19 protein-coding genes and 2 pseudogenes are annotated in these 23,450 nt (G+C 50.1%); 16 read left to right on the forward strand and 5 right to left on the reverse strand.

The features are described 5' to 3' along the window. The first annotated feature begins 85 nt into the window (after positions 1-85). The 10 genes and pseudogenes from HNR77_RS05925 to HNR77_RS05970 all read left to right on the forward strand — a co-directional run. Positions 86-1,390 carry an ABC transporter substrate-binding protein gene (locus HNR77_RS05925; RefSeq protein WP_311768583.1) on the forward strand — a complete coding sequence of 435 codons (1,305 nt, stop codon included), beginning with the start codon at positions 86-88 and terminating at the stop codon, positions 1,388-1,390. 138 nt (positions 1,391-1,528) lie between these two features. Continuing rightward, complete coding sequence (locus HNR77_RS05930) at positions 1,529-2,410, forward strand: carbohydrate ABC transporter permease (protein ID WP_184181672.1); 882 nt, start codon at positions 1,529-1,531, stop codon at positions 2,408-2,410. Beyond that, complete coding sequence (locus HNR77_RS05935) at positions 2,410-3,228, forward strand: carbohydrate ABC transporter permease (protein WP_184181674.1); 819 nt, start codon at positions 2,410-2,412, stop codon at positions 3,226-3,228. The genes HNR77_RS05930 and HNR77_RS05935 overlap by 1 nt, the downstream gene beginning before the upstream one ends. Positions 3,229-3,246: 18 nt before the next feature. After that, complete coding sequence (locus HNR77_RS05940) at positions 3,247-4,953, forward strand: protein O-GlcNAcase (protein ID WP_184181676.1); 1,707 nt, start codon at positions 3,247-3,249, stop codon at positions 4,951-4,953. After that, entirely contained in the window at positions 4,940-6,469 is a 1,530-nt protein-coding gene (locus HNR77_RS05945) for a DUF4127 family protein (protein ID WP_184181678.1), read from the forward strand. Before HNR77_RS05940 ends, HNR77_RS05945 begins: the two co-directional genes overlap by 14 nt. Positions 6,470-6,522: 53 nt before the next feature. Further along, positions 6,523-7,215 (forward strand): N-acetylmannosamine-6-phosphate 2-epimerase, encoded by a 693-nt coding sequence (locus HNR77_RS05950; RefSeq protein WP_184181680.1) that lies wholly within the window; start codon positions 6,523-6,525, stop codon positions 7,213-7,215. Beyond that, entirely contained in the window at positions 7,202-8,035 is an 834-nt protein-coding gene (locus tag HNR77_RS05955) for a MurR/RpiR family transcriptional regulator (protein WP_184181681.1), read from the forward strand. The genes HNR77_RS05950 and HNR77_RS05955 overlap by 14 nt, the downstream gene beginning before the upstream one ends. An 18-nt stretch (positions 8,036-8,053) precedes the next feature. Continuing rightward, positions 8,054-9,007, forward strand: coding sequence for an ROK family protein (locus HNR77_RS05960; RefSeq protein ID WP_184181682.1), 954 nt, complete (start codon positions 8,054-8,056; stop codon positions 9,005-9,007). Next, entirely contained in the window at positions 9,000-10,586 is a 1,587-nt protein-coding gene (locus HNR77_RS05965; protein ID WP_184181683.1) for an FAD-dependent oxidoreductase, read from the forward strand. Before HNR77_RS05960 ends, HNR77_RS05965 begins: the two co-directional genes overlap by 8 nt. Before the next feature lie 160 nt (positions 10,587-10,746). Further along, positions 10,747-10,909 (forward strand): annotated as a pseudogene (locus tag HNR77_RS05970) (transposase); the annotation flags it as partial. 134 nt (positions 10,910-11,043) lie between these two features. Here HNR77_RS05970 and HNR77_RS05975 read toward each other — a convergent pair. From HNR77_RS05975 to HNR77_RS05985, 3 genes are all read right to left on the reverse strand, one after another. Further along, positions 11,044-11,514 carry a ferritin-like domain-containing protein gene (locus HNR77_RS05975; RefSeq protein ID WP_184181685.1) on the reverse strand — a complete coding sequence of 157 codons (471 nt, stop codon included), beginning with the start codon at positions 11,512-11,514 and terminating at the stop codon, positions 11,044-11,046. Between the two features lie 105 nt (positions 11,515-11,619). After that, entirely contained in the window at positions 11,620-12,093 is a 474-nt protein-coding gene (locus tag HNR77_RS05980; RefSeq protein ID WP_184181687.1) for a hypothetical protein, read from the reverse strand. 80 nt (positions 12,094-12,173) lie between these two features. Next, a complete protein-coding gene (locus HNR77_RS05985; protein ID WP_184181688.1) occupies positions 12,174-12,359 on the reverse strand; it encodes a hypothetical protein in 186 nt (61 codons plus the stop codon). Between the two features lie 111 nt (positions 12,360-12,470). Between HNR77_RS05985 and HNR77_RS05990 the strand changes: the two are divergent. From HNR77_RS05990 to map, 3 genes and pseudogenes are all read left to right on the forward strand, one after another. Continuing rightward, positions 12,471-12,626 (forward strand): annotated as a pseudogene (locus HNR77_RS05990) (family 1 glycosylhydrolase); the annotation flags it as partial. 160 nt (positions 12,627-12,786) lie between these two features. Then, positions 12,787-14,790, forward strand: coding sequence for a glycoside hydrolase family 16 protein (locus tag HNR77_RS05995; protein WP_397366257.1), 2,004 nt, complete (start codon positions 12,787-12,789; stop codon positions 14,788-14,790). A gap of 266 nt (positions 14,791-15,056) precedes the next feature. Beyond that, positions 15,057-15,797, forward strand: a complete 741-nt coding sequence (gene map / locus HNR77_RS06000; RefSeq protein ID WP_184181692.1) for a type I methionyl aminopeptidase — start codon at positions 15,057-15,059, stop codon at positions 15,795-15,797. A 160-nt stretch (positions 15,798-15,957) separates the two neighbouring features. On the opposite strand, the gene HNR77_RS06005 is transcribed toward map, so the two are convergent. Further along, positions 15,958-17,184 carry an NAD(P)/FAD-dependent oxidoreductase gene (locus HNR77_RS06005; protein WP_184181694.1) on the reverse strand — a complete coding sequence of 409 codons (1,227 nt, stop codon included), beginning with the start codon at positions 17,182-17,184 and terminating at the stop codon, positions 15,958-15,960. Between the two features lie 185 nt (positions 17,185-17,369). On the opposite strand from HNR77_RS06005, the gene HNR77_RS06010 reads away from it, so the two are divergent. After that, entirely contained in the window at positions 17,370-18,797 is a 1,428-nt protein-coding gene (locus HNR77_RS06010; protein WP_260410334.1) for an MFS transporter, read from the forward strand. 63 nt (positions 18,798-18,860) lie between these two features. Then, positions 18,861-20,060, forward strand: a complete 1,200-nt coding sequence (locus HNR77_RS06015) for a macrolide family glycosyltransferase (protein ID WP_184181696.1) — start codon at positions 18,861-18,863, stop codon at positions 20,058-20,060. A 182-nt stretch (positions 20,061-20,242) separates the two neighbouring features. On the opposite strand, the gene HNR77_RS06020 is transcribed toward HNR77_RS06015, so the two are convergent. Next, positions 20,243-21,604, reverse strand: a complete 1,362-nt coding sequence (locus tag HNR77_RS06020; protein ID WP_397366258.1) for an alkaline phosphatase — start codon at positions 21,602-21,604, stop codon at positions 20,243-20,245. A gap of 434 nt (positions 21,605-22,038) precedes the next feature. On the opposite strand from HNR77_RS06020, the gene HNR77_RS06025 reads away from it, so the two are divergent. Then, positions 22,039-23,337 carry an NCS2 family permease gene (locus HNR77_RS06025; protein WP_184181699.1) on the forward strand — a complete coding sequence of 433 codons (1,299 nt, stop codon included), beginning with the start codon at positions 22,039-22,041 and terminating at the stop codon, positions 23,335-23,337. The last annotated feature ends 113 nt before the right edge of the window (positions 23,338-23,450 follow it).

Here is a 23,450-nt window from a genome sequence, read left to right on the forward strand (position 1 = left end):
CTCTTTGCAAAGAGGGAGCAACAAGTCAGGAATGCTTACGCGGGAAGGGCGCTCACCTCACACTTATACTGAGGGGGAATGTTGTGTGAGAACGAACAGGAAGGGCTTCACAGTATTGTTGCTGCTGACGGTGTTTATGCTACTTGCGGCTTGCGGAGGGAATGGCAGTACCAAGGGTACACCGGATACAGGAAGCACGGGGCAGTCAACGGCTGCTGCGAAGGACGTAACTCTCGAATTCTGGACGATTGCACTTCAGCCTACGTTCAATGATTACTTCAATGATCTGATCGCCAAGTATGAGGACAACCACCCGGGAGTGAAGGTCGAGTGGAAGGATTATCCTTATGATGCCATCTCGCAGCGCCTGTTGACCAGCACGGCCAGCGGCAAGAGTCCCGATGTCGTAAATCTGAACACCGAATTCGCCAGCCAGTTAGGCAGCAAGGGGGCACTGCTTAATCTGAGCGAGTATCTGACGGATGAGCAGGCGAAGAATTATTTTGAGGGAATCTATAATTCTACCGTGCTCGGCGGCAAAGCTTATGCGCTTCCCTGGTATACAGGCACCGAGGTGCTGTTCATGAACAAGAAGCTGGTGGAAAAAGCCGGCCTCGACCCCGCGAACCCGCCGCAGACCCGCGAGGAGTTGGTGGAGTGGGCCCGTCAGGTTCATGAGAAGACCGGAGCAGCCGGGTATGCCCAGCAGTTGGTCTCCAAGTTGTTCCCGATCGATGGCATTCCGATTCTGAATGAAGACAAGACAGCCGCCGCGTTCAATACGCCGGAAGCCGAAGCGATGATTACCCAGATGCGTGATCTGATGAAGGAAGGCGTGGTGCTCAAGGAGGACGCGGATTTCAGCAAGCAGATCCAATATTTCTCCGGTGAGCAGGTAGCCTTCCAGTTATCCGGCCCGACCTTCATTAACTTCATTAAGACCTCCGCGCCGGATGTCTACAAGAATACGATCGCGGTCCCGCTGCCAACAGGCAAGGCAAATCTGCGTCTCTCCAACTCTATGAACCTGGTCGTGCCACAAAAGTCGAAGAACCCGAAGGAAGCCGTGGAGTTCGCCGCCTTCATTACGAACGCCGAGAACCAGACGGCCTTCTCCAAAGTCGCCAATACACTGCCGTCAAGCAAGGCTGCCATACAGGACCCGTTCTTCACCGATTCCGACGGCTCACTGGAAGCGGAAGCGAAGGTGGCATCCTCGCAGAGTCTGGATAAGGCTACTGATTACATGGTCGGTGTGCCAAGCGCCTCGGATATCAACTCTGCGCTGACGCGGGGACTGCAAGAGATTCTGATGAACGGCGCAGATATCAAAGAGACGTTGAACAAGGTAGAGAAGGAAGTTAACGACATTATCAGTCAGGGTTCCTAAGCTGCTGAAACATAGCTGGATCGGGGATTCCCCCAACAAGAAATTTTATATGTTTTGGGTACCCGAAAGTATCTGAGTAAACATCTAAGCTAAAGACACACTTTGTGGGGTTATTTGAAGGAGAGGGAGGTGTAGAGGATGTATAAAGGAATTCGTTCCGAGACGTTTACCGCATGGGCTTTTATGGCGCCGGGCCTGCTGTTTCTGGCGGTGTTTACCTTTTGGCCGATCATATACGGAATACCGCTCTCATTGACAGATTATTCGGTTATTACCGAGACGCATTACGTGGGTCTGGATAACTTCACCCGGGCCTTCCAGGATCATAATTTCCTGATTTCACTATGGAACTCACTTGTGTATGTGCTGATTGTGCCGGTAATCCAGATCCTCTCAATCCTGATGGCGATTCTGGTGAACAGTAAGATTCCGGGAGTCAAAATGTTCCGGGCCGCCTACTACATCCCGGTAGTAACGTCCATGGTAGCAGTGGCGCTGATCTGGAGCTGGCTGCTCGGCAATAACGGAGTGGTCAATTATCTGCTGTTGAAGGTGGGTATTCTCAGTGAGCAGGTCTCCTGGCTCTCCACTAGCAGTACAGCGCTGTATGTCCTGATGTTCATTACGATGTGGAAGGGTCTCGGTTATTACATGATGCTTTATCTGGCCGGGCTTCAAGGCATTCCAGCAGACCTGTATGAGGCAGCCAGAGTAGACGGAGCCGGGCCGGTTAGGCTGATTGTGCATGTGACGCTACCGCTGCTGCGCCCGCATATTCTGTTCTGCACGCTGATCTCGGTCATGGGGGCAATCCGGGTATTCGATGAGGTCTACATACTGACCAAGGGCGGACCGGGGACGTCCACGCTGACCTCAAGCGTCTATATTTTTCAAAAAGGGCTGGAGCAGTTCAATTTCGGCTATGCCTCGGCTCTCGGACTGATCGTCAGTGTGCTGGTGGGGGCGCTTAGCGTGCTGGTATTCCGGCTCAACCGGAGAGGCGGGGTGAATTCCTATTGATGCCGCGTAGCTTGCGTTATCTGATTACTTACATTCTGCTGATACTGCTCGCCCTGTTCATGATGGGGCCGTTCTTATGGCTGCTCAGCGTATCGCTGATGCCGGGGCGCAACGTGTTTGCGAATCCGCCCGCCATTCTGCCGACCTTCATCGGTTTCGAGAACTATGTGCAGGTGTGGAACTTCATGGATTTTCCGCGTTATATTCTGAATACGGTGGTTATTACGCTGCTTGGGGTTGCCTTCAATATCTTGCTGTCCTGTCTGACTGCATACCCACTGGCGGTCTTTCGATTCAAGGGCCGGAATCTGGTGTTCACGCTGCTAATCTCGACCATGATTATTCCGTCGGCTACCGCTATGATTGTGCATTATTTGACGATTCAGGCTTTTGGGCTGGGCAATACCTTCCTGGGTGTGGTTCTTCCAGCAGCGGTGTCGGTGTTCAATATCTTCCTGATGCGGCAGACATTCCTGGGCATTCCTGTTGACATCCGGGATTCGGGTAAAATGGACGGGGCATCCGAGCTGCGGATCTTTATGCAACTGGTGATGCCGCTCGTCAAGCCGGGGATTGCCGTCATCGGGCTGCTGGAGGTCATGGCGTTCTGGAACAACTTCCTGTGGCCGATTGTTGTCCTGGACGACCCGCAGAAGTATCCGCTCGCCGCGGCGCTGACTTATCTGAACGGGCAATTCTCTTATAACTTCGGCTGGATTGCCGCCGGAACGATGATTTCAGTGCTGCCGATCATCATCGTGTTCCTGTTCACACAGAAGTATTATATGGAAGGAATTGCCGGAGCAATTAAAGGGTAACTAAGGAGGTATAACTCAATGGGAATTTCGTTACGGGACTGCCAGTATCTGTTCCGCGACTATTATACGCAAGGCAAAGAGCTGGTTGTGGAGGGTCCGCAGCTGCGCTGCGAGCTGGCTTCCCGGTATGCGATGAATCAGGATGTCCACGGGCTGCTGGAGGAAGGCGGCATCGTGATTCTGGAGCCTGCCGGTCCGGGTGTAGCTACCGCAGACAAGGGGAATGCACAGCTGATGCTGGAGTATGACTGCGGGCTTGCTGCAGACGGATACCGCCTTGTGATTGGAGAGGATGCGAAGCTGGTCATTACTGCGTCAGGCCGGCGGGGACTAAAATACGGTCTGGATGCGCTGAATCGGCTACTTACGGTGGAGGAGGACCGTTGCCGCCTGCCGGTGGTTACAGTGGAGGATGAGCCTTCTTTTGCGGTGCGGGGCATTATTGAAGGGTTCTATGGTATACCATGGAGCTTCGCAGACCGCATGGATTCGGTCAAATACATGAGTGAACACCGGATGAACGCCTTCATGTATGCGCCGAAGGATGATCTCTATCACCGGAAGCTGTGGCGTGAGCCGTACCCGGACGATGTGTTCGCCAAGATTCATGACCTGAAGCAGGAATGCGACAAACATCTGGTAGATTTCTACTATTGTATCAGCCCGGGCAATGATCTGGAATTCCGCAGCCGGAAGGACTTCGCGAAGCTGGAGGAGAAACTTGCTGCGATGATCGCGATTGGGGTGCGGCATTTCGCGCTGCTGATGGATGACATTGATTATGTGTTAAAAGGTGACAACAAGCAGTTCCTGGAGCGCTCCGGGAACGCCCATGCCTATGTGACGAACCGGGTCTACGATTATCTGGCCGGTTGTCTGCCGCACTTCTCCCTGGTGATGTGTCCTTCAGAGTACTGGTCGTATTGGAATACGGAGTACAAGAAGGATATCCGGGAGCAGCTTCATCCCGCTGTCAAAGTCTTTTGGACCGGCTACTTCGTCTTCGCCCCGGAGATCGGCCGCAAGCATGCGGAGGATAACTTCAATTATTACGGGCATGAGCTGTGGCTGTGGGACAATATTCCGGTGAATGACTGTGACAAGGACCGGCTGTTCCTTGACCCGGTGCGCGGGCGCAGCTCACGGCTCGGCCAACTCGGGCATACCGCTGTCGTGGCCAACCCCATGAACCAGTGGGAATGCTCCAAAATTACGCTCACCACCATGTCCCACTATATGTGGAACAGCGAGCGCTACATGCCGGAGCTGTCCTGGGAGCTGTCCGTGCGTGAATTCTCCGGGGAACTGGCGGATGAAATGATGTTCTTCTGCCGCCAGAATCTGAACAGCCGCCTGTACTCCGGTGGCTACCCGGAGCTGGACGATGCGCTGTCGGAGCGCGATCTGGATCGGCTGGATGCTTATTTCAGCCGGCTGGATCAGACGGCCGTGTCACTGGGCGGATTAGACAATACCAAGTTCATCGAAGAAGCAGGGCCGTGGCTGCGCCGGGCCATCGCAGATTCAGCGCTCTGGAGGGCGGTGCGCAGGCAGTTGGAGGACCCGCTGGAGCCGCAGGCTGCAGCAGAAGTCCATGAATGCATGGAGAATTGCCACGGTTATGGTGTACGGCTCGGCAGTGATCCGGCCGTCCGTGCGGCTAAGGCGCTGGGCATCGAACTGCCGGAGGAGACAAAGGAGGAGAACGGACATGACGAAGCCTAGGAAGTTGATCCTGGTCCCGCTGGATGAGCGGCCCTGTAATTATGAATTCCCTTATCTGTTGGCCCAGGGAACAGATTATATAGTGGAGCGCCCGCCTGCCGAAATCATGGGGCTGAAGAAGCGACCGGGTGATGTAGAACAGTTGTGGTCCTGGTTCGAGGCTGCCTGCGAAGGAGCGGACAGCGCAGTAGTCGCGCTGGATACGCTGCTCTACGGCGGGATCATTCCGTCAAGGCTGCACGGACTGAAGCCCGATGAACTGGATGCCCGTCTGGAGCAGCTGCGGGAGATCAAGCGACGCTATCCGCAGCTTAAGCTGTATGCGTTCCAACTGATTATGCGCTGTCCGCAGTATTCTCTATCAGACGAGGAACCGGATTATTATGCCGACTGGGGCCGGGAGATCTTCCGCAAAGGCTTTATTGGCCACCGGCTGGAGCTCGGAATTGCCACTGACGAGGAGATCCGTGAGCTGGCCGATATTGATCTGCGGCTCCCGGCCGCAGTACTGCAGGATTATCTCGGCCGCAGAGCTGTTAATATTGAAGCCAACAAGCAGGCGCTGGAACTGGTCCGGGACGGAGTGATTGACTTCATGATTGTGCCGCAAGATGACTCGGCCCCGTACGGGCATACCGCTAAGGATCAGGAGAAGGTACGGGCGCGGATCATGACGCTTGATCTGGAGCTTAAGGTCTATATGTATCCGGGAGCAGATGAGGTGGGTTGTACGCTGCTTGCCCGGATGTTGAACATGGCCGAAGGGCGGAGGCCGCTGATCTACCCGCGTTTGTCCGCTGTGCAGGGGGCGTTCGTGACGCCGCTGTTCGAGGACCGCTTCTTCTATGAGACGCTGAAGTATCAGATTCTGGCCGCAGGCGGGCTAATCGCGTCCAGCGCTGCAGAGGCGGATCTAGTCCTGCTGGTCAGCACACCGGGCGAGACGATGGCGGAGGCGGTATCGCAGCATCATGCTTATTTCAGCTATGATATACACCGGAACCTGATGGATCTGGTAGAATATGGGTCGTACTTGCTGCGGCACAAGAAGATGCCAGTAGCTGTAGCCGATGTCGGCTATGCCAATGGAGGCGACCAAAAGCTGGTCAAAATGCTGCGTCAGAAGAACATGCTGTTTGACCTGGCTGGTTACGCTGGCTGGAACACGAGCTCGAACTCGCTCGGAACCGTCATCTCCCAGGCGATGATCTATCTGCACTGCGGGCGGACACAGGAGCATCTGGATTTCCTGGCGCTCCGCTACGCGGAGGATGTCTGCTATTGCTCGGTTGTGCGGGGAGAGCTTAGTGACGGCCCCGTTCAGGAGATGGGTTACGGCAAATATGAGCTTGACGGGCCGCGCGGCCGTGTGGCTGCACGTGTACAGGAACGGCTGAGCGAGGAACTGGCGGTGCGAATCGACAGTCCGGAGGGAAGCGTAAAGATTACGGACTGCTATATGCCTTGGAACCGGATGTTTGAGGTGGGCTTGTCTGTGCAGTATGTGTTCGGTTGAGGCAGGCTGATTATAATATAAGAGAGAGGGTGGGGATCCTGAGCAAAAGTATAATGGAAAGCCTGCACCTCGGATTAGTTGTCTCCTGCCAGGCACTGCCGGATGAGCCGCTGCACGGGTCGGAGATCATGGCACGGATGGCCGTAGCCGCTGCGGAGGGAGGAGCTATCGCCATCCGGGCGAACGGGGCGGCAGATGTAAGGGCGATCAAGCAGGCGGTTTCGCTGCCGGTGATCGGCATCGTGAAGCGTGATTACCCTGATTCTGCCGTCTACATTACGCCTACACTGCGGGAGATAGAAGAGCTACTGGAAGCCGGAGCCGATATTATTGCTTTTGACGGAACTCTGCAGAGGCGTCCGGGGGGGTGTACATTGGAGCAGATCATTGACCTGCTGGGCACAAGCTCTGCCGCTTCCATGGCGGATATCTCTACGCTGGAGGAAGCGGTCTATGCCGAATCGCTGGGGGTCAGCTGTGTCTCGACCACCCTGTCGGGGTATACGCCGTATTCGCGGCAGCAGGAGGAACCGAATCTAGAGCTGCTGGAACAGGCTGCCCGGCGGCTGCAGATTCCGGTCATTGCCGAAGGTCGGATCAGCCAGCCCGCTCAGGTGGAAGCGGCGCTGGACCTGGGAGCCTACGCGGTGGTGGTAGGCTCGGCCATTACCCGGCCGCAACTGATTACCCAGCCGTTCGCAGCAGCGGCGAGAAAAGTGAGGATGAACCGCAATGGAAATGAATGACCGGATTAATACGTATTATCCTTCAATGACCAAATCAGAACAGAAGGTTGCCCGTTGTGTGCTGGAGCACCCGGACAATCTGATCTATCTGTCAGTCACCGAGTTGGCTGACTTCGCAGGAACGGGCGAGACTACGGTGATGCGCTTCTGCCGCAAGATCGGCTTCAAGGGATATCAGGATTTCAAGCTGATGCTGGCCCAGGGACTGCCAAAGCGTCAAGCCCAGCATCATGGAGAGCAGGGGGCAGGCGAAGGTGACTATGCCGACCATCTGTATGCCTCGATGGTTGGTGTGCTGCAATCCAGCCTGGGGATGCTTGACCGGGAGCAGCTGCGGCAGGCCGTAGATGATCTGGACCAGGCGCGGTTTGTCCAGTTCTTCGGCGTAGGTTCGTCAGGAATCACAGCACTGGAAGCCAAGAACCGCTTTCTGCGTATCGGACGGCGGGTTGAAGCAAATTCCGACAGCCACATCCAGTCGATGATGGCGGTCACCATGGGGGAGGGGGACGTTGCTGTGGGGATCAGTGTCTCCGGCAGCACGCTGGATACGAATGACATGCTGATGAAGGCGAAGCAGAACGGGGCCAAGATCATTGCCATGACCAATTATGCGAAATCCCCGATTGCTTCCATTGCCGACATTGTACTGCTGACCGCCGGGAAGGAGTCGCCGCTGGAGGGCGGCTCTGTCGGGGCTAAGATCTCACAGCTGTTCATTATTGACCTGCTCTGCCAGGGACTGGAGCGCCTCCATGGAGAAGAAACCAAGCGGATGAAGGAGCTGACTGCCCGGGCAGTTATTGATCGGATATATTAAATAGTGGAGGCGGAGCGAATGCGGCAAGTCATAGGTGTGGATATCGGGGGGACAGGCATCAAGGGGCTTGTGACCGATGAAGAGGGGACCTTTCTAGCGGAAGCCGTGCGCGATACGGAGGCCCGGCTGGGCCGGGATTCGATTCTGGGCCAGCTCAACAGCCTCGTGGAGGAACTGCTCGCGGGGCATCCCGCGGTGAAGGCAGTGGGAATTGCCTCGGCGGGCCGGATCAACGCAGACTCCGGCGAGGTGGTCTACGCCACCGATAATCTGCCCGGCTGGCAAGGAGTGCAGCTTACGCAGTGGGCGGAGGCTGCCTTTGGCCGGCCTGCGGCGGCCGATAATGATGCAAACGCCGCGCTGCTGGGCGAGGCCTGGCTGGGCGCCGGGCGCGGCCGGCCGAACCTGGTCATGCTGACCTTGGGCACCGGGGTCGGTGGGGCTAATATGGCCGACGGGCTGCTGCCGCGCGAGGCCTCTTGTAGCACGGGCGACTGGGGCCACAGCGTGCTGGTGCCGGATGGTCGCCCCTGTAATTGCGGAAAGCGGGGCTGCGTGGAGCAATATGTGTCCGGCCGGGCGCTGCTGCGGCTGGCAAGGGATGAGACCGGCCGGGAATATACGCACGGTCGTGAGGTTATGGCAGCCGCTGAGCAGGGCGACGCGGCTGCGCTGGCTGTGCTGGAGCGCTTTACTGCGTATCTGGCGCAGGTGACAGCGAATATCGGGGCGACGATAGACCCCGAGTTGATTATTATTGGCGGAGGCGTTATCCAGAGCCGTGCCGTCTGGTGGCCGCTGCTGGTCGCTAAGGCGGGCAAAAAACCGGCCGGCCGGATCGTGCCGGCGAAGCTGGGCAACCGGTCCGGCTGCTTCGGTGCGGCACGGCTGGCACAGGAGCTGCTGCACCGAATTGAGATAGACAAAGGCGGGGATACCTGCCGGGACAAGGAGGAGAGGGAGCATGGCTAGTGGAGAGGAGAAGCGTTCGGATGTTGTAATTATCGGCGGCGGCCTCGGAGGAACGGCAGCTGCGCTGGCAGCTGCCAAGGCAGGGCTGCGCGTGATTGTTACGGAGGAGACAGACTGGCTGGGCGGGCAATTAACCTCGCAGGCTGTACCACCAGATGAGCACCGCTGGATTGAGCAATCGGGCAGCACGGCCACATACCAGGAGTTTCGCAGCAGGGTCAGGGACTATTACAGGCGAAATTATCCGCTCACGGATGAAGCCCGGAGTAATCCCGTGCTGAATCCCGGGAACGGCTGGGTCAGCCGGTTAGCACATGAACCGAAGGTGGCGCTGGCTGTTCTCCAAGAGATGCTTGCTCCGTATGTGAACACCGGGCGGATCGAGGTGTTCTATCATACGGTGCCAGTGGCGGCTGATACTGAAGGGGATCATGTTACTGGAGTCACTGTCCGGCAGGGGGTGGGCCGTAACCTGATCCGGCTGCGCGGGGACTACTATCTGGATGCTACAGAATGCGGCGATCTGCTGCCGCTTGCTGGAGTAGAGCATGTCAGCGGCGCAGAAGCCCGTAGCGAGACAGGGGAGCCTCATGCATTGGAAGCAGCGGACCCGCTCGATATGCAGTCTATCACTCATGTGGCGGCCGTGGACTATGTGGAGGGCGGGGACTACACGATTCCGCGCCCAAGAGATTATGATTACTGGCGCGAATATGTCCCATCGTTTTCGCAGTATCCGATCTTGAGCTGGTTCGCTTCGGATGCTGATGATACGAGCAAGCTAAAGCAGTTCACGATGTTCCCGAACGATCAGGGAATTGTCTCCTTGTGGGATTACCGGCGGATCGTGGACCCGGCCATATGGACAGAGCCGCTGAATGACGGCGAAGTTACGCTGCTGAACTGGGCGCTGAACGATTATTATGCCGGGCCCATTATCGGCGTATCGCCGGAGGAACGGGACCGGCACCTGGAGGGAGCACGGCAGCTCACCCTCTCACTCGTGTACTGGCTTCAGACCGAAGCGCCCCGCCTGGACGGCGGGAAGGGCTATCCGGGCGTACGGCTGCGCGGGGATGTGCTTGGCACAGAGGATGGATTGGCCAAGGCACCTTACATCCGGGAATCCCGGCGCATCTGCGGCCTGTACACGATAGCCGAGCAGGATGCGAGCAAGGAGCTGCGCGGGCTAGAGGGACCGAAGCGTTATGAGGACAGTGTGGGCGTAGGCAGCTATCATCTGGATCTTCATCCTACCACGGTAAGCCAGCGGACTTTCTATATTCCGAATCATCCTTACGAGATTCCACTGGGCGCTTTGATTCCGGTTCGGGTCAAAAACCTGCTTCCAGCCTGCAAGAACATATCCATGACCCAGATCGCGAACGGCTGCTACCGCCTGCATCCAACCGAATGGAATATAGGCGAAGCGGCGGGAACGCTCGCGGCCTATTCCATCAAGCAGCAGGTAGAGCCAGCTAAGGTCAGGGAGTTAGCCACGCATCTTGAGGCATTTCAGCAGCAGCTGATTGCCCTTGGCGTCCAACTGCACTGGACCAACGAGGAACTGGAGTCCTAACTGGACTCCTTCCCCTATAATCCAGCCAGCTCAGCCGTCTATAATCAGATATACAAGGTAAGGGGGCTATCCCATAACATAAGTCATCAAATGGTTAGGACCAGCCCCTTCTCCAAAATTGTACATTCAATCTTCCCTGGCAAGGGACGCCACAGCTCACAGCTATCATCCCCAAATGCTCACTAAAATCATCATCTACACCTACACCCAGCGCATCTATTCTTCCGGGCAAATCGCCAAGGCGGTTCTCGAAAATATGATGTTCATGTGGCTCGCTGGGCAGCAGAAACCAGACTTCCCGTACCATTAATCGTTTCCGTTTTTAGCGGATGAAAGAACTATTGGAAACCGTGTTTACCCATGTCCTGGAGCTGCTGAATCTGCTCAGAAATGCGTCAATGGTGGAAAAACGCAAACGGGACAAAGCAAGATAAACCTCGAATCCCGGTCTGCGAAATTACTTAGGCATATTGTAAATAATGAGATTATTGTACTTGTCCGCATGTTTCTGCTCATCGAGAATAATGCCCCATACCGTGTTCTTGTAAATGCCGTAGGGCAGACCAAACCATATCTTTCTGTATTTCTCTACCGCAGCAAGTTCACCCTGGAATGCCTTTTGCAAGCCGCCAAGATAGGATGAGACCGTTTCCGGGGCTTCACTGCTGACCCCTGTGATTTCCTGACCTGTGAGGTCCTTGTACATTTGTCTGAACATCATGTTATGTCCGCGTTCATCATCGCGTATGCTTGTAATGATAGCCACTTGGTGTGAATCAGGGGCCATCCGAATGAGCGCATCATAGAACATCTCGTCGTTACGCTCTCCCTGAACAGCCGATTGAATTAACCCCAGTGCTTCTGCTGTCGAAGTTGCCCATACGGGAGTGAATGTGTCTCTGTAAAAATAAGGATACGCTGTGTACATACTATCCCTCCATAACCATTATGGATTAGGATATGCGCACATGCCTAGACACGTTAATCCGATTTGGAATATTTTGCGCAAGACAGTTTGAATTTTACGCATACTTCATTTTTTAGATGGAGCCCTCTCCTGACGCTCTGGAAAGGTCATCTTTAATAGTTTACTGTATCCGTAAGCGAGCACAAAGGGCAGGAAGTAAGACCAGAAAGTCCAGAAAATATTCCAGCCATTAAAATAAACGACATGTCCCATCAACTTAGCAATCCACTCGATTAATGTTAATAAAAGTGCCGAAACAACGATACTCGGCCAAGGTCTGGTGTGTTTGACTAAGATCAGATACATCATAATACAGCCCGTAACGGGATATATGCCAAGATCCATCGGAAGGGCCGCAAAGGACTCATTGCGAGTATGCGGTAAGATATTCCAGAAGAAATTAAAACCAACATTGTTAATACAACTGGATACAGCAACACCAAGCGGATAATAGATAACGAACAGTCTATAGCGGCGCCGTAAAATCCATGCACCCAGCAGCAGGGGAAGTACCATACCAATAACCCAGTTGCCCAGCATATCATTTCCCTCCTAACTTAACTGTGAGCTTTGAATCCACGCTCAGGTTTATAAATCTTATATATCTGACATCGTGCATTTCAATCTGTTTTGTTCTGTTCGAGGAGACGGTTCACTTTATCCGTAAGTGCATCTAATTTTTGATCATAATGCCTGTACGTGTACCAGCCAATAACAGCTTTGACTGCAAAAAAGAGCAAGGCAGCGATGACAATCAAGATGTAATTATGTGCGATATGTTTTAACCAATCATTAATGTGCTGCATTGTTTACAACCTCCGTCGTGTACATATATCATCTGGTTAAGATGCCCAATAAAACCTAAGGTAATGCATACAAGATAATAAGATCCTTTGCGTAGGCTGGAAACGGTTAGCGGTAATACGATGGGTGGCGTGAAAAACCCTTTCCTGCCTGTCAGTGATTGGGGATGGCAGATCGATCCAATTGGACTGAGACTTGCGCTTAACAATCTGTACAGCCGTTATCAGGTTCCTTTATTTATCGTGGAAAATGGTCTGGGTGCTTACGAAATTATAAATATATCTTTCAGCACATTCTTCTTTTCGGTAGAATAGAGTTATCTGATCTGTAATCTTTTTCCTTATTGATAACGGATTGGAAAAATGATTTGAAGGAGGAGAATGAATGAAATCGGCTGCTTGCAGGGAGAGGCAATTGGTGTACAGAAGGATGGGTGTGATGCTCGTATTCATCATGCTGACCAGTGTTTTACTTGGGCCCGGCTCAACGGCTCGGGCTGCCGGAAAGACGATTACGTCCATGGAGTACTTTTCATCTGCTGACGGACCTGTCATATCCAAATCCGGGGTTGGCAAGGCCAGTTTCGGGTTCGTGATGCCTAAGTTTAATGGGGGTTCTGCTGCATGGAGCGAAGTGAACGGGGATTTAGGTGTTAATGTCAAGGTAGGAAGCCAATGGGTGGATATTAATCAGGCGGAAGGCTTTACGTACAACCAAAACTGGGGGCACTGGACTGACGCCGGCTTTCATGGGTATTGGTTCACTCTCTCCTCAACAACCGATGTTCGATTGTATTCCAAAGCGAACGGAATAAAGCTTGATTATCGACTGGTCTTTCAAAACATTAACGAAACAACGATCACAGCAATGAGCCCTACACAGGGGCCTGACATCATTGCCAGCAGCACCGGAGGCGCAGGATTCACGTATCCCACATTTAACAATAATCCATCAGTCACCTATGAAGCCGTCGCTCAGGATCTCAAGGTGTATGTGAAACCTGTGCAGAGCAACACGTGGATTGATATTGACAATAACGCAGCCAGCGGCTGGATTTACGATCAGAATTTCGGCCAATTCACTGAGGGTGGAGGAGGATATTGGTTTAACGTAAACGAGTCTATTCACGTCAAGCTGCAGTCCAAAACATCGGCTGTGAATATTATTTACACCATTACATTCAATGAACCTGTGCGTAATTCATTCGTAGTTACTGCCTATGAAGGGACAAGTTTCACAGCAAATGAAAGCGGTTCCATAGGTATCCCATTGCCCAAGATTGGCGGGAGCGCACCTATTGCGAAGGAATTACAAAATTTTGTATACCAAATCAATATCAATGGTCAATGGGTAGACTTAAGTAATAGTGGTCAAAGTAAATTTACGTATTCCGGCAATGGCTACAATCCGATTTCCGATGCCAATCAGTGGGGATACTGGGCCGATCATATCTATGGTCTATGGTTCAGACCTATTCAGGAAAATATGCAAATTCGAATCGGCTATCCGCTTAACGGACAGCCCGGTGGAAACGTGGGCAGCAACTATGTGAACTATACACTCATTGGCAACCCGGATGCCCCACGTCCCGATGGTTCGGATCAAGAAGACATCTCCATAGGTACACCGAACAATCCGGCGATTGAAGGCATGAATCTTATTTGGCAGGATGAGTTCAGTGGTTCTGCGCTGGATACAAGCAAATGGAATATAGAAACAGGGTATTATCTCAATGATGATCCGGGAACCTGGGGTTGGGGCAATGCTGAGCTGCAGCACTACACTACCAGTCCGCAAAATCTTTTTGTTCAGGATGGAAAATTAAATATCCGTGCAACACATAGTAACCAATCATTCCCTCAAGACCCGAATCGTTTTGCGAAATATGCCTCCGGTAAGGTGAATACCAAAGACAAGTTATCCTTGAAGTACGGGCGTGTCGATTTCCGTGCCAAGCTGCCTACAGGGGATGGCGTCTGGCCTGCACTCTGGATGCTGCCGCAAGATTCGGTATATGGCACATGGGCTGCATCAGGTGAAATTGACGTGATGGAGGCAAGAGGTCGTCTGCCTGGAACAACCAGTGGAACGATTCACTTTGGCGGGCAATGGCCTGCCAATCAGTATGCAGGTGGAGAGTATCACTTCCCCGCAGGACAAACTATTGCTAACGATTATCATGTATATTCTGTAGTTTGGGAACCGGACAACATCAAATGGTACGTGGACGGCAAATTCTTCTATAAAGTTACCAATCAGCAGTGGTCGTCTGCAGCTGCACCGAACAACCCTAATGCTCCATTTGATGAACCGTTCTATTTAATCATGAACTTGGCAATCGGCGGTAATTTCGATGGTGGTCGCATTCCGGATGCTTCCGATATTCCTGCAACCATGCAGGTGGATTATGTTCGGGTATACAAACAGCAATAATGGTTTTAATGTAGTTCACTTGAGTTAATTTAGCGAGAGCGAAATCCATCATGCAGCAAGATCATTAACGTTACTTACCAGGGGTGAACTTCGGTTCACCTCTTTTTCTGCATGCTGTGAGGTCAGCAGCTTTTTCATAAAGAAAATAGTTGAGTTTTGCCTTTGCGCCAGTACATCAAATCCTAAAAATGTTGCAAACAACGCTGATTTATGATGCAATCAAAGTGAAACACGTTAATAATGATGAAAATAGTGAGGTACCGGTTATGATTGCAAAAACAGAAGAGGATTTTAATGGTTTGAAGGAAATTGGTAGAATCGTTGCTTCCATTCGGGATACGTTGGTGGAGCGCACGGTTCCGGGTGTAACGACAAAAGAGCTGGATGATTTGGCTGGAGAGCTTTTTGACAAAGAAGGCGCCATCTCTGCTCCCAAAAGTGAATATGACTTTCCCGGTTTTACGTGCATTAGTGTCAATGAAGAAGTCGCTCACGGGATTCCGGGCAATCGGGTCATTCAGGAAGGCGATATCGTCAATATTGATGTTTCCGGCTCCAAAAACGAATATTTTGCGGATACAGGCATTTCGTTTGTTGTAGGTCAGGGAGAAGAAGTATTAACGAAAATATGTGAGGTAGCCAAACAAGCGTTTGAAGCAGGTCTGAAAAAAGCAAACCCTGGCTCCAAAAAGAGCGGCATTGGCAAAGCTGTTTTCCTGACTGCACGTCAGCATGGCTTAACCGTTATTCGCAACCTGACTGGACATGGGGTGGGACGCGCAATTCACGAAGCACCAGACCATATCTATAATTATAATGATACGTCAGATGATGAGCTGTTGAAGGAAGGTATGGTTATTGCCTTTGAACCCTTCATATCGACGTCCGAAGAAGAGGTATATCAAAAAGGCGATGGCTGGACGTTTGCTACGAAAAACAGCTATGTGGCACAGATTGAACATACGATTATTCTCTCTAAAAAAGGCCCGATCATCATCACGCTGTAAGGGCGATTCTTTCCTTTTAGGATTGATACTGTCCTTGTGAGGCTTAGCTATGTTATGCAGACACAGCAAAAAACCGATTCCACCTAAGGAGTCGGCTTTTTTGTGCATGAGTGCGAGTATATACTAAACAACCGGATGATCTAATCCTAGACGAAGCAAGCTAAACTTTCACTTTTTCAAGAAGGGGTCTGTTCTGCAAATAAAGTTCCATATCCGGGCTGGAGCCATGCACAATCTGATCTGTAACGATCTTTGCCAGGACCCCGTTATATACAGTCCCATTGTCTCCGTAAGCCATAATGACATAACAATGCGGATATGTTTCGTAACGACCGATCACAGGCAGACCATCATGTGTTCCTCCGTAAAAAGCTCCTAAATAATAATCTGCTTCCACAGGGATATTCGGGAAAAGCTTTGTGAACTCGCTGATCAGTTTATCTTTGCTGGCCAGGATTTTGGAGTCCCTTGTGTCGGCGTATGCCGTATCTTTATCCATACCACCGATAATGATACGGTTATCCGGGGTCGTGCGCATATATACATATGGACGTGCCGTTTCCCAGATTAGCGTTCGTTTGTACCAGTTTTCCAACTGTTCTACCGGCTTGGTAATCACCGCATACGAGCTGGAGAGCGTAGCATTTTTCTCTACTTTGAAATCTTTATCCTCATACCCGGCAGCGATAATCACATGTTTGGCGCGAATTTCGCGGCGCTCCTTGGTGAAGAAAACAGCGGCATCCTTTTCAAAACGTTTACCCGCAATTTCGGTTTCCTCGTAGATTTGAACACCTTCCGACCTCGCTTTCTCCAAAAGTCCATATACAAATTTTAACGGATTCATCTCCGCGTCATTGTAATAATACAAGGCAGAGGATTTACGGAAAGGATATACACTCCCTATACGCTGTTCATCCCACAGCTCCACATTGAAACCATGTTTACGAAGAAGAGCATACTCCTCCTGCAACGAGGGGATGTCTTCCTGGTAACTCGCATAGTACAAACTGTCACGTCGAATAAAATCGGGATCAATAGGCAGCTCGCTGCTGATCTGCTCAATATGACGGATCGCTTGCTCACATAATTTCAGATGACGTGTGGCAGAGGCTTCACCAAAGGTGTGGCTTAATGAAACAAAGCTTTTCTCCCCGGCATATTGAATTAATGCAGTATTGGTGCTTGTACTGCCTTCACCAACCTTGCGCTTGTCCACAACAACGACGGATAATCCTTGATTACATAAAAAATGAGCACACTGCGCGCCTGAACTGCCCGCACCGATAATGAGAACATCACAGGTAACATCCTTATCAAGCCGGGGGTAGGAAGGTGGTTTGGTTACCGTAGTTGGCCAATATAGTTTGCCGCTCTGCAGATCCATGTCGATCTCTCCTTATATATATTCGGTACGTAGTATGAGCACTTTTTTGGAAGTCGATGCAGAGGTTCCCTTGGTTGCTTCTACTTTTTAAACATTTTAGTTTACAAAGTACACTGGTTACTCTATATTAAAGATACATCTGCAGGTGTATTTTACTAATATTTCAATTTTTATGGGAGGTGTGAATGAAAGAACATAAAAGCGTTGGTATTTTTAACAAACAATACAGAGCCATGACCCTTGGTATTATGCTGGTATTAACGACTTCAGCATTTGAAGGACTAGCGATAACAACAGTTGCCGCGAAGATCGCTCAGGAACTGCAGGGCATTCATTTATACGGCTGGATTTTTAGCGCATTTTTGTTATCTCAGCTTGTAGGCACATTAGTGATGGGACAGCAGGTGGATAAACGAGGCGTATACACATCCTTGCTTATATCTTTTACCATCTTTGTACTTGGAACCGTTGCTGCTGCTGCTTCCATTAACATGTATATGCTCATTGGGGGAAGAGTCTTTCAAGGCTTTGGTGCCGGCGCTTTAATTACATGTGTCTATACATGTGTTACGTTATATTATCCAGATATGCTGCGATCACAGATTCTGGCGGCGTTCTCCATGGCTTTTGTGCTGCCGTCGTTGATTGGACCTTATTTGGCAGGACTGCTTGCTTCCTTTGCTTCCTGGCGGCTTGTTTTCTGGATTGTCATTCCTTTGATTGCTGTGGCATTGCTGCTTACATACCGTTCCTTCCAAGCTTTACAGCGCAGTCAGGAAGTCATTGAAAGCGTACAGGGAGGGGACTCAAGGATTAGTCAAGCGATTCTGCTTGCTATTGGAACCGGCTTGTTACTCACAGGACTTGGAATGGTAACTCAATGGCAAGGGGCCGTTCTATCCCTTGGGGGTTTACTGATCATGATACCGTTAATGTACAAGCTGCTGCCTCAGGGAACATTTCGGGTGCAATCCGGTTTGCCAGCAACACTTGTAACCAAAGGATTGTATGTCGCCTGTTATTTTGCAACAGAGAGCTTTGTCATATTGGGACTGACGGAGATGAAAGGTTTATCTGCACACAATGCCGGATTGTTAGTCGCAGCTGGCTCCTTGAGCTGGTCTGCAGCAGCATGGCTGCAAGCCAAGTGGGACGCCAAAGACAAGGGCGCAGGGCGTAAGCAGAGAGTTATGCTGGGCATCGGAATCATGATTAGCGGAGTAATTCTTGTAATGCTCGCATTGTTTTTATCGGATACCGGAATCACACTCATTCTGCTCTCCCAGATCATTATTGGATTTGGAGTGGGTCTGGCTAACCCGACAACAGCGGTCATTGCTCTGCAGTATGCCGAGTCTGGACATGAGGGGAAGATGTCGTCCAATCTGCAGTTTGTTGATTCCTTCTATGTAGCGTTGAGCATTGGTGTCAGCGGGGCATTGATTGCTCTAGCAGAGAACATGGGATGGGGAATATCGACAGGCATTTTCATGGTATTAACGCTTCAACTTGTATTGGTTTTATGCAGTTTCCTTTCTTCGTTACGAATCTCAAGTCTCGCTTGGCACAAACATCAGCCCGCTGGGCAGAAAACAGATACACTTCCGATGTAAGATTCACAACCGGTCAGACAGCGTAAGGATCGGAGAAAATATTACATTCAGGAGGTGGGCAGGATGGCGCGTGTTTTGGTTGTTATCACCCCGGCTGAAGGTCATGTGAATCCATCGCTGGGATTAATTACGGAGCTGGTCAAGCTTGGAGAAGAAGTGGTTTATGTATGTGTAGAGGAGTATCATTCACGGATCGAGCAGACTGGGGCTCAGGTTATCACATATCCTTTTTTATATGATGCATTCTCACATGACCCGATTCTGCAGCCCTTGGAATACAGCCACCCTTATCAATTCATTCACATGGTCACGTGTGGTATCATTCCCAAAATGATTCCCGAAGTGCTTCGAGTTATAGAGAATCAGACATTTGACTATCTTATCTATGATTCTCTGATGGGCTGGGGTGGCCAGATTCTGGCTGAGAAATTGGGCATCCCGGCTGTATGTACAATCTCCTCCTTTGCTTTGGTGGAGCCTTCAGGTCTGGATGACAAACCTATAGATACGGAAGAACTGTATGAAGGCATCATGAATACAGCACGGAAAATCTCATCAGAGCTTCAAGTAAGTCTACCTGCTGTGGAGGACATGATGGCACATCAAGGTGCATTGAACATTGTGTACACCAGCCGTTTTTTTCAGCCGCGAGCAGATGAGCTGGACGACCGATATTGTTTCTCAGGGCCATCCATCATCCCGCGTCAGGATGCGCCTGTATTTCCTCTGGATTTGCTCCGCGAGCATCCGCGTGAGAACGTGTATATCTCGATGGGAACGATTCTGAATAAAAACCTGGAGTTTTACAAATTGTGCTTTGATGCATTAAAAGATCTACCGATAAACGTCATTCTATCTTCTGGCAAGTACACGGACATAGAGCCACTTCGCGAATTAATCCCGGATAATTTCATAGTAAAACCATACGTTGCACAGCTTGAGCTTCTGCAGTATACGAACGTTTTTGTTACTCATGCAGGCATGAACAGTGTCAGCGAGGCATTATATTTTAATGTACCGCTTGTGATGATTCCGATGACTTCAGATCAACCGTTTGTTGCAAACCGGGTTCAAGAACTTGGGGCAGGGATCGTATTGGATAAAAATAACCTGTATGCAGTCGACTTGCGAGAAGCAGTCATGGAAGTGCTAGGCAATCACGTGTACAAAGACAAAGCTCATCGGATCGGTGAATCGCTGAGACAAGCAGGGGGTTGCGCTCGTGCTGCCACAGCCATTATGCAGCAGTTTGCTAAAGTATAAGCAGCGTAGTATCCACTATACTTAATGGCAACAGTGATTACATCAACATCATAACCCTTCCCTGCTTTTTTTGTTGAAAGCAGGGAAGGGCTTTGGATTTAAAGGCGTATTTTATTAGACCGAAACTTCAAGCAAAAACGGCAAGCTAAAATTCAAGTCAATTAGAACTTGTAGAACTCGTATTATTTGCTCTTTTTCAAAATATCGAAAATGATTTTTGCATTGTCCGTGTTATCAATCAGGCCGGAGAAACGATCACTTCCAGGACCATATGCATAAACCGGTACATCTTCACCTGTATGACCACCTGTTGTCCAGCCTGTGAAGGAGCGGTTATTGATAATGGCTTCAATGGCATCATCAATTTTGGTAAGATCAGCACTTTGGGCAGCATCCTTAACGGATTGAAGCTCTTCTGCTGTCAGCTCCAGTTTAAGATATTTGTTTAAGGTTTCCTCTACGGAAGCCCCTTTGGCAATCTGGGCAGCCATGAAGTCAGGTGTACGAGTTGCCGCTTTGATCGGATCAACAAAGAAATTGTATTCACCGTCTTTGCCCAGTGTAAGACCGCCTGTAGAGTGGTCAGCCGTAGCCACTACGAGTGTCTGGCCGTCTTTTTTGGCAAAATCAATAGCAGCTTTGAAGGCTTTGGCGAAATCGTCCATTTCACTCATTGCACCCACAATATCGTTATCATGGCCTGCCCAGTCGATTTGACTGCCTTCAACCATAAGGAAAAATCCTTTTTTGTTTGTTTTCAACCGATCAATTGCTGAATTGGTCATCTCGGCAAGTGAAGGCGTTGCATTTGTACGGTCGATGTATTTGTCGAGTCCGCCGTCAGAAAACAGTCCCAGCACCTGTTTATTTTTGTTTGCAAGCAGGGATGTACGGTCGGTGACGTAACTATATCCTGCTTTTTGAAATTCTTTGGTGAGATCGCGATCCTTGCGAACAAAATTGTTTTTTCCACCGCCCAGCAGCACGTCCACTTTATGCTTGCCATTAATCATCTCATCAAAATAATCATTGGCAATGGCGTCCATGTTTTTACGGCTGATGTCATGCGCACCAAAAGCAGCAGGAGTGGCATGTGTAATCTCCGAAGTGGCTACCAGGCCTGTGGATTTACCGATTTGTTTGGCTTGCTCCAGCACGGTTTTGACCGATTTTTTATTCGTGTCTACCGCGATGGCTGCATTGTATGTTTTTACACCCGAGGACATGGCCGTTGCTGCGGAAGCAGAATCGGTCACATTTTGCTTGTCATCATCCGGATATGTCATTTGTGCACCGACGAGATAAGGGTCGAAAATCGTTTTTTCCATCACTTTGGTTGAAGGGTTATCCTTCATATACCGATAAGCTGACGTGTAGGAGGTTCCCATCCCATCTCCGATGAGGAATATAATATTTTTGATTGGTTTCTTTGCTGCACCCGCAGCCTGAACAGTTCCTGCTGGTCCGGCAGACAAGAGGGCAGAGGCTGATACAGCCAGGGTTAATGCGAATGCGGGCAATGTTTTTTTGGACAATTTCACAATAAATTCCTCCTCGTTATATCTCTAACATGAATGCATGAAGCCTTGTTCATGTGTTGATTCTTATGAAGATTATCATTCATTTGTAAATAAAAACCATCATCATTGTATGTTTAATGTAAAATTAAAAAACGCACAAAAGTAAGAGATTCCCCTTAAAAGCGAATATAACAAATGAGTTATCATAAAATAGTTCGTAAATAATGTGAACAAACACGTTATTTCATTGACAATGCATGTTATATTTAATAAAATTCGAAATGGACTTCAGGTTAATAACAAACAATAGATTTCCTTATCTTTACATTCGGAGCTATTTTGATCCTAATGACGAATATAGGAGCTAAAGAAATCCAATCCTATGTGAATTAGGATTTTTTGTTTTTGGCAATGAGGATTCATGCAGAACAATATGAAAGTTGGAGGCTGGCTTTACAATGAACAACTGGTTTAAGCTGAAGGAAAGAGGCACCACGGTTTCGACAGAAATCATTGCGGGTATTACTACATTTTTCACCATGGTATACATAGTGATTGTCAATCCCGGAATCCTCAGCGGCACAGGAATGAGCTTCAACGGGGTATTTATTGCTACGATTTTGGCGAGTATTGTCGCAACTTTGATTATGGGACTGTGGTCCAATTACCCGATCGTCATTGCACCTGGCATGGGTTTGAATGCCTTTTTCGCGTTTAGTGTTGTACAGGGATATGGCGTATCCTGGCAGACAGCACTTGGTGCCGTATTCATTGCGGGGATTTTATTTATCATTCTGTCGCTCACTTCATTTCGTTACATGCTGTTGGATGCGATTCCGGCGAGTCTCAAACATGCCATTACAGCTGGTATTGGATTATTTATTACAACCGTTGGTCTGCAAAATGCGGGCATTATCGCTAATTCCGAATCGAACCTGATTACACTTGGTAATTTGGCGCAGCCTATGACGTATCTGACGATTATCGGATTGATCATTACGGTTACGCTGATGGCCTACAATGTGAAAGGATACCTTTTCATAGGCATGGTCGTTACGGCAATCATTGCCTGGTTCATGGGTCTGTTCCAAATGCCGGATTCCATTGTAGCCATGCCATCGGGTCTGGGGGAAACGGCGTTCCAGATGGATCTCGCAGGCGTTTTCTCCAATGGGCTGTATACGATCATCTTCACCTTTTTGCTCATTACTTTGTTTGATACGACCGGAACGATGCTGGGCGTTGCAGAACAAGCCGGATTGCTCAAAGACGGAAAATTTCCGCGTTCCCGCGGTGCGCTGCTGGCTGATGCTGTGGGTACAACGACGGGGGCCATGCTCGGGACAAGTCCGACCTCGGCCTATATTGAGTCCAGTACAGGGGTTGCAGCTGGAGGAAGAACGGGACTGACTGCGGTGACTGTAAGTATACTGCTCGCACTGACTCTGTTTTTCAGCCCGATTGTGAGTGTTATATCCAGCATTCCGGCAATCACATCTCCTGCCCTGATTATTGTCGGGTTCTTCATGATCAGTGTCATTAGCAAAATGAACTGGAGTGATCTCGAAGAGGCCTTCCCGGCGTTCCTGATCATTATTCTGATGCCACTGACTCACAGCATTGCCACAGGCATCGGTATTGGCTTTATTTTCTATCCTGTGCTCAAGCTGCTACGGGGTAAAGGTAAGCATGTTCATCCGATCTTCTATATTTTCGCGATACTGTTCTTTATTCAACTTGTTTTCCTTGACCATTAAGAGACGGTCTGAAGTGAATCTGAGATGCACAGAGAGAGCTGCTTTCAATAAAGCAGTTCTCTTTTTTTGATTTAATCATGTATCTATGTTGAACAATCTATTTATATCTTCAG

The sequence above is a fragment of the Paenibacillus sp. JGP012 genome (genome assembly GCF_014203995.1).
GTDB lineage: Bacteria > Bacillota > Bacilli > Paenibacillales > Paenibacillaceae > Paenibacillus > Paenibacillus silvae.

Coding starts and splice junctions, on each gene's coding strand:
- HNR77_RS05930 (WP_184181672.1), top strand. CDS start 1,529: ATGTATAAAGGAATTCGTTCCGAGACGTTTACCGCATGGGCTTTTATG.
- HNR77_RS05935 (WP_184181674.1), top strand. CDS start 2,410: ATGCCGCGTAGCTTGCGTTATCTGATTACTTACATTCTGCTGATACTG.
- HNR77_RS05940 (WP_184181676.1), top strand. CDS start 3,247: ATGGGAATTTCGTTACGGGACTGCCAGTATCTGTTCCGCGACTATTAT.
- HNR77_RS05945 (WP_184181678.1), top strand. CDS start 4,940: ATGACGAAGCCTAGGAAGTTGATCCTGGTCCCGCTGGATGAGCGGCCC.
- HNR77_RS05950 (WP_184181680.1), top strand. CDS start 6,523: ATGGAAAGCCTGCACCTCGGATTAGTTGTCTCCTGCCAGGCACTGCCG.
- HNR77_RS05955 (WP_184181681.1), top strand. CDS start 7,202: ATGGAAATGAATGACCGGATTAATACGTATTATCCTTCAATGACCAAA.
- HNR77_RS05960 (WP_184181682.1), top strand. CDS start 8,054: ATGCGGCAAGTCATAGGTGTGGATATCGGGGGGACAGGCATCAAGGGG.
- HNR77_RS05965 (WP_184181683.1), top strand. CDS start 9,000: ATGGCTAGTGGAGAGGAGAAGCGTTCGGATGTTGTAATTATCGGCGGC.
- HNR77_RS05975 (WP_184181685.1), bottom strand. CDS start 11,514: ATGTACACAGCGTATCCTTATTTTTACAGAGACACATTCACTCCCGTA.
- HNR77_RS05980 (WP_184181687.1), bottom strand. CDS start 12,093: ATGCTGGGCAACTGGGTTATTGGTATGGTACTTCCCCTGCTGCTGGGT.
- HNR77_RS05985 (WP_184181688.1), bottom strand. CDS start 12,359: ATGCAGCACATTAATGATTGGTTAAAACATATCGCACATAATTACATC.
- HNR77_RS05995 (WP_397366257.1), top strand. CDS start 12,787: ATGGGTGTGATGCTCGTATTCATCATGCTGACCAGTGTTTTACTTGGG.
- map (WP_184181692.1), top strand. CDS start 15,057: ATGATTGCAAAAACAGAAGAGGATTTTAATGGTTTGAAGGAAATTGGT.
- HNR77_RS06005 (WP_184181694.1), bottom strand. CDS start 17,184: ATGGATCTGCAGAGCGGCAAACTATATTGGCCAACTACGGTAACCAAA.
- HNR77_RS06010 (WP_260410334.1), top strand. CDS start 17,370: ATGAAAGAACATAAAAGCGTTGGTATTTTTAACAAACAATACAGAGCC.
- HNR77_RS06015 (WP_184181696.1), top strand. CDS start 18,861: ATGGCGCGTGTTTTGGTTGTTATCACCCCGGCTGAAGGTCATGTGAAT.
- HNR77_RS06025 (WP_184181699.1), top strand. CDS start 22,039: ATGAACAACTGGTTTAAGCTGAAGGAAAGAGGCACCACGGTTTCGACA.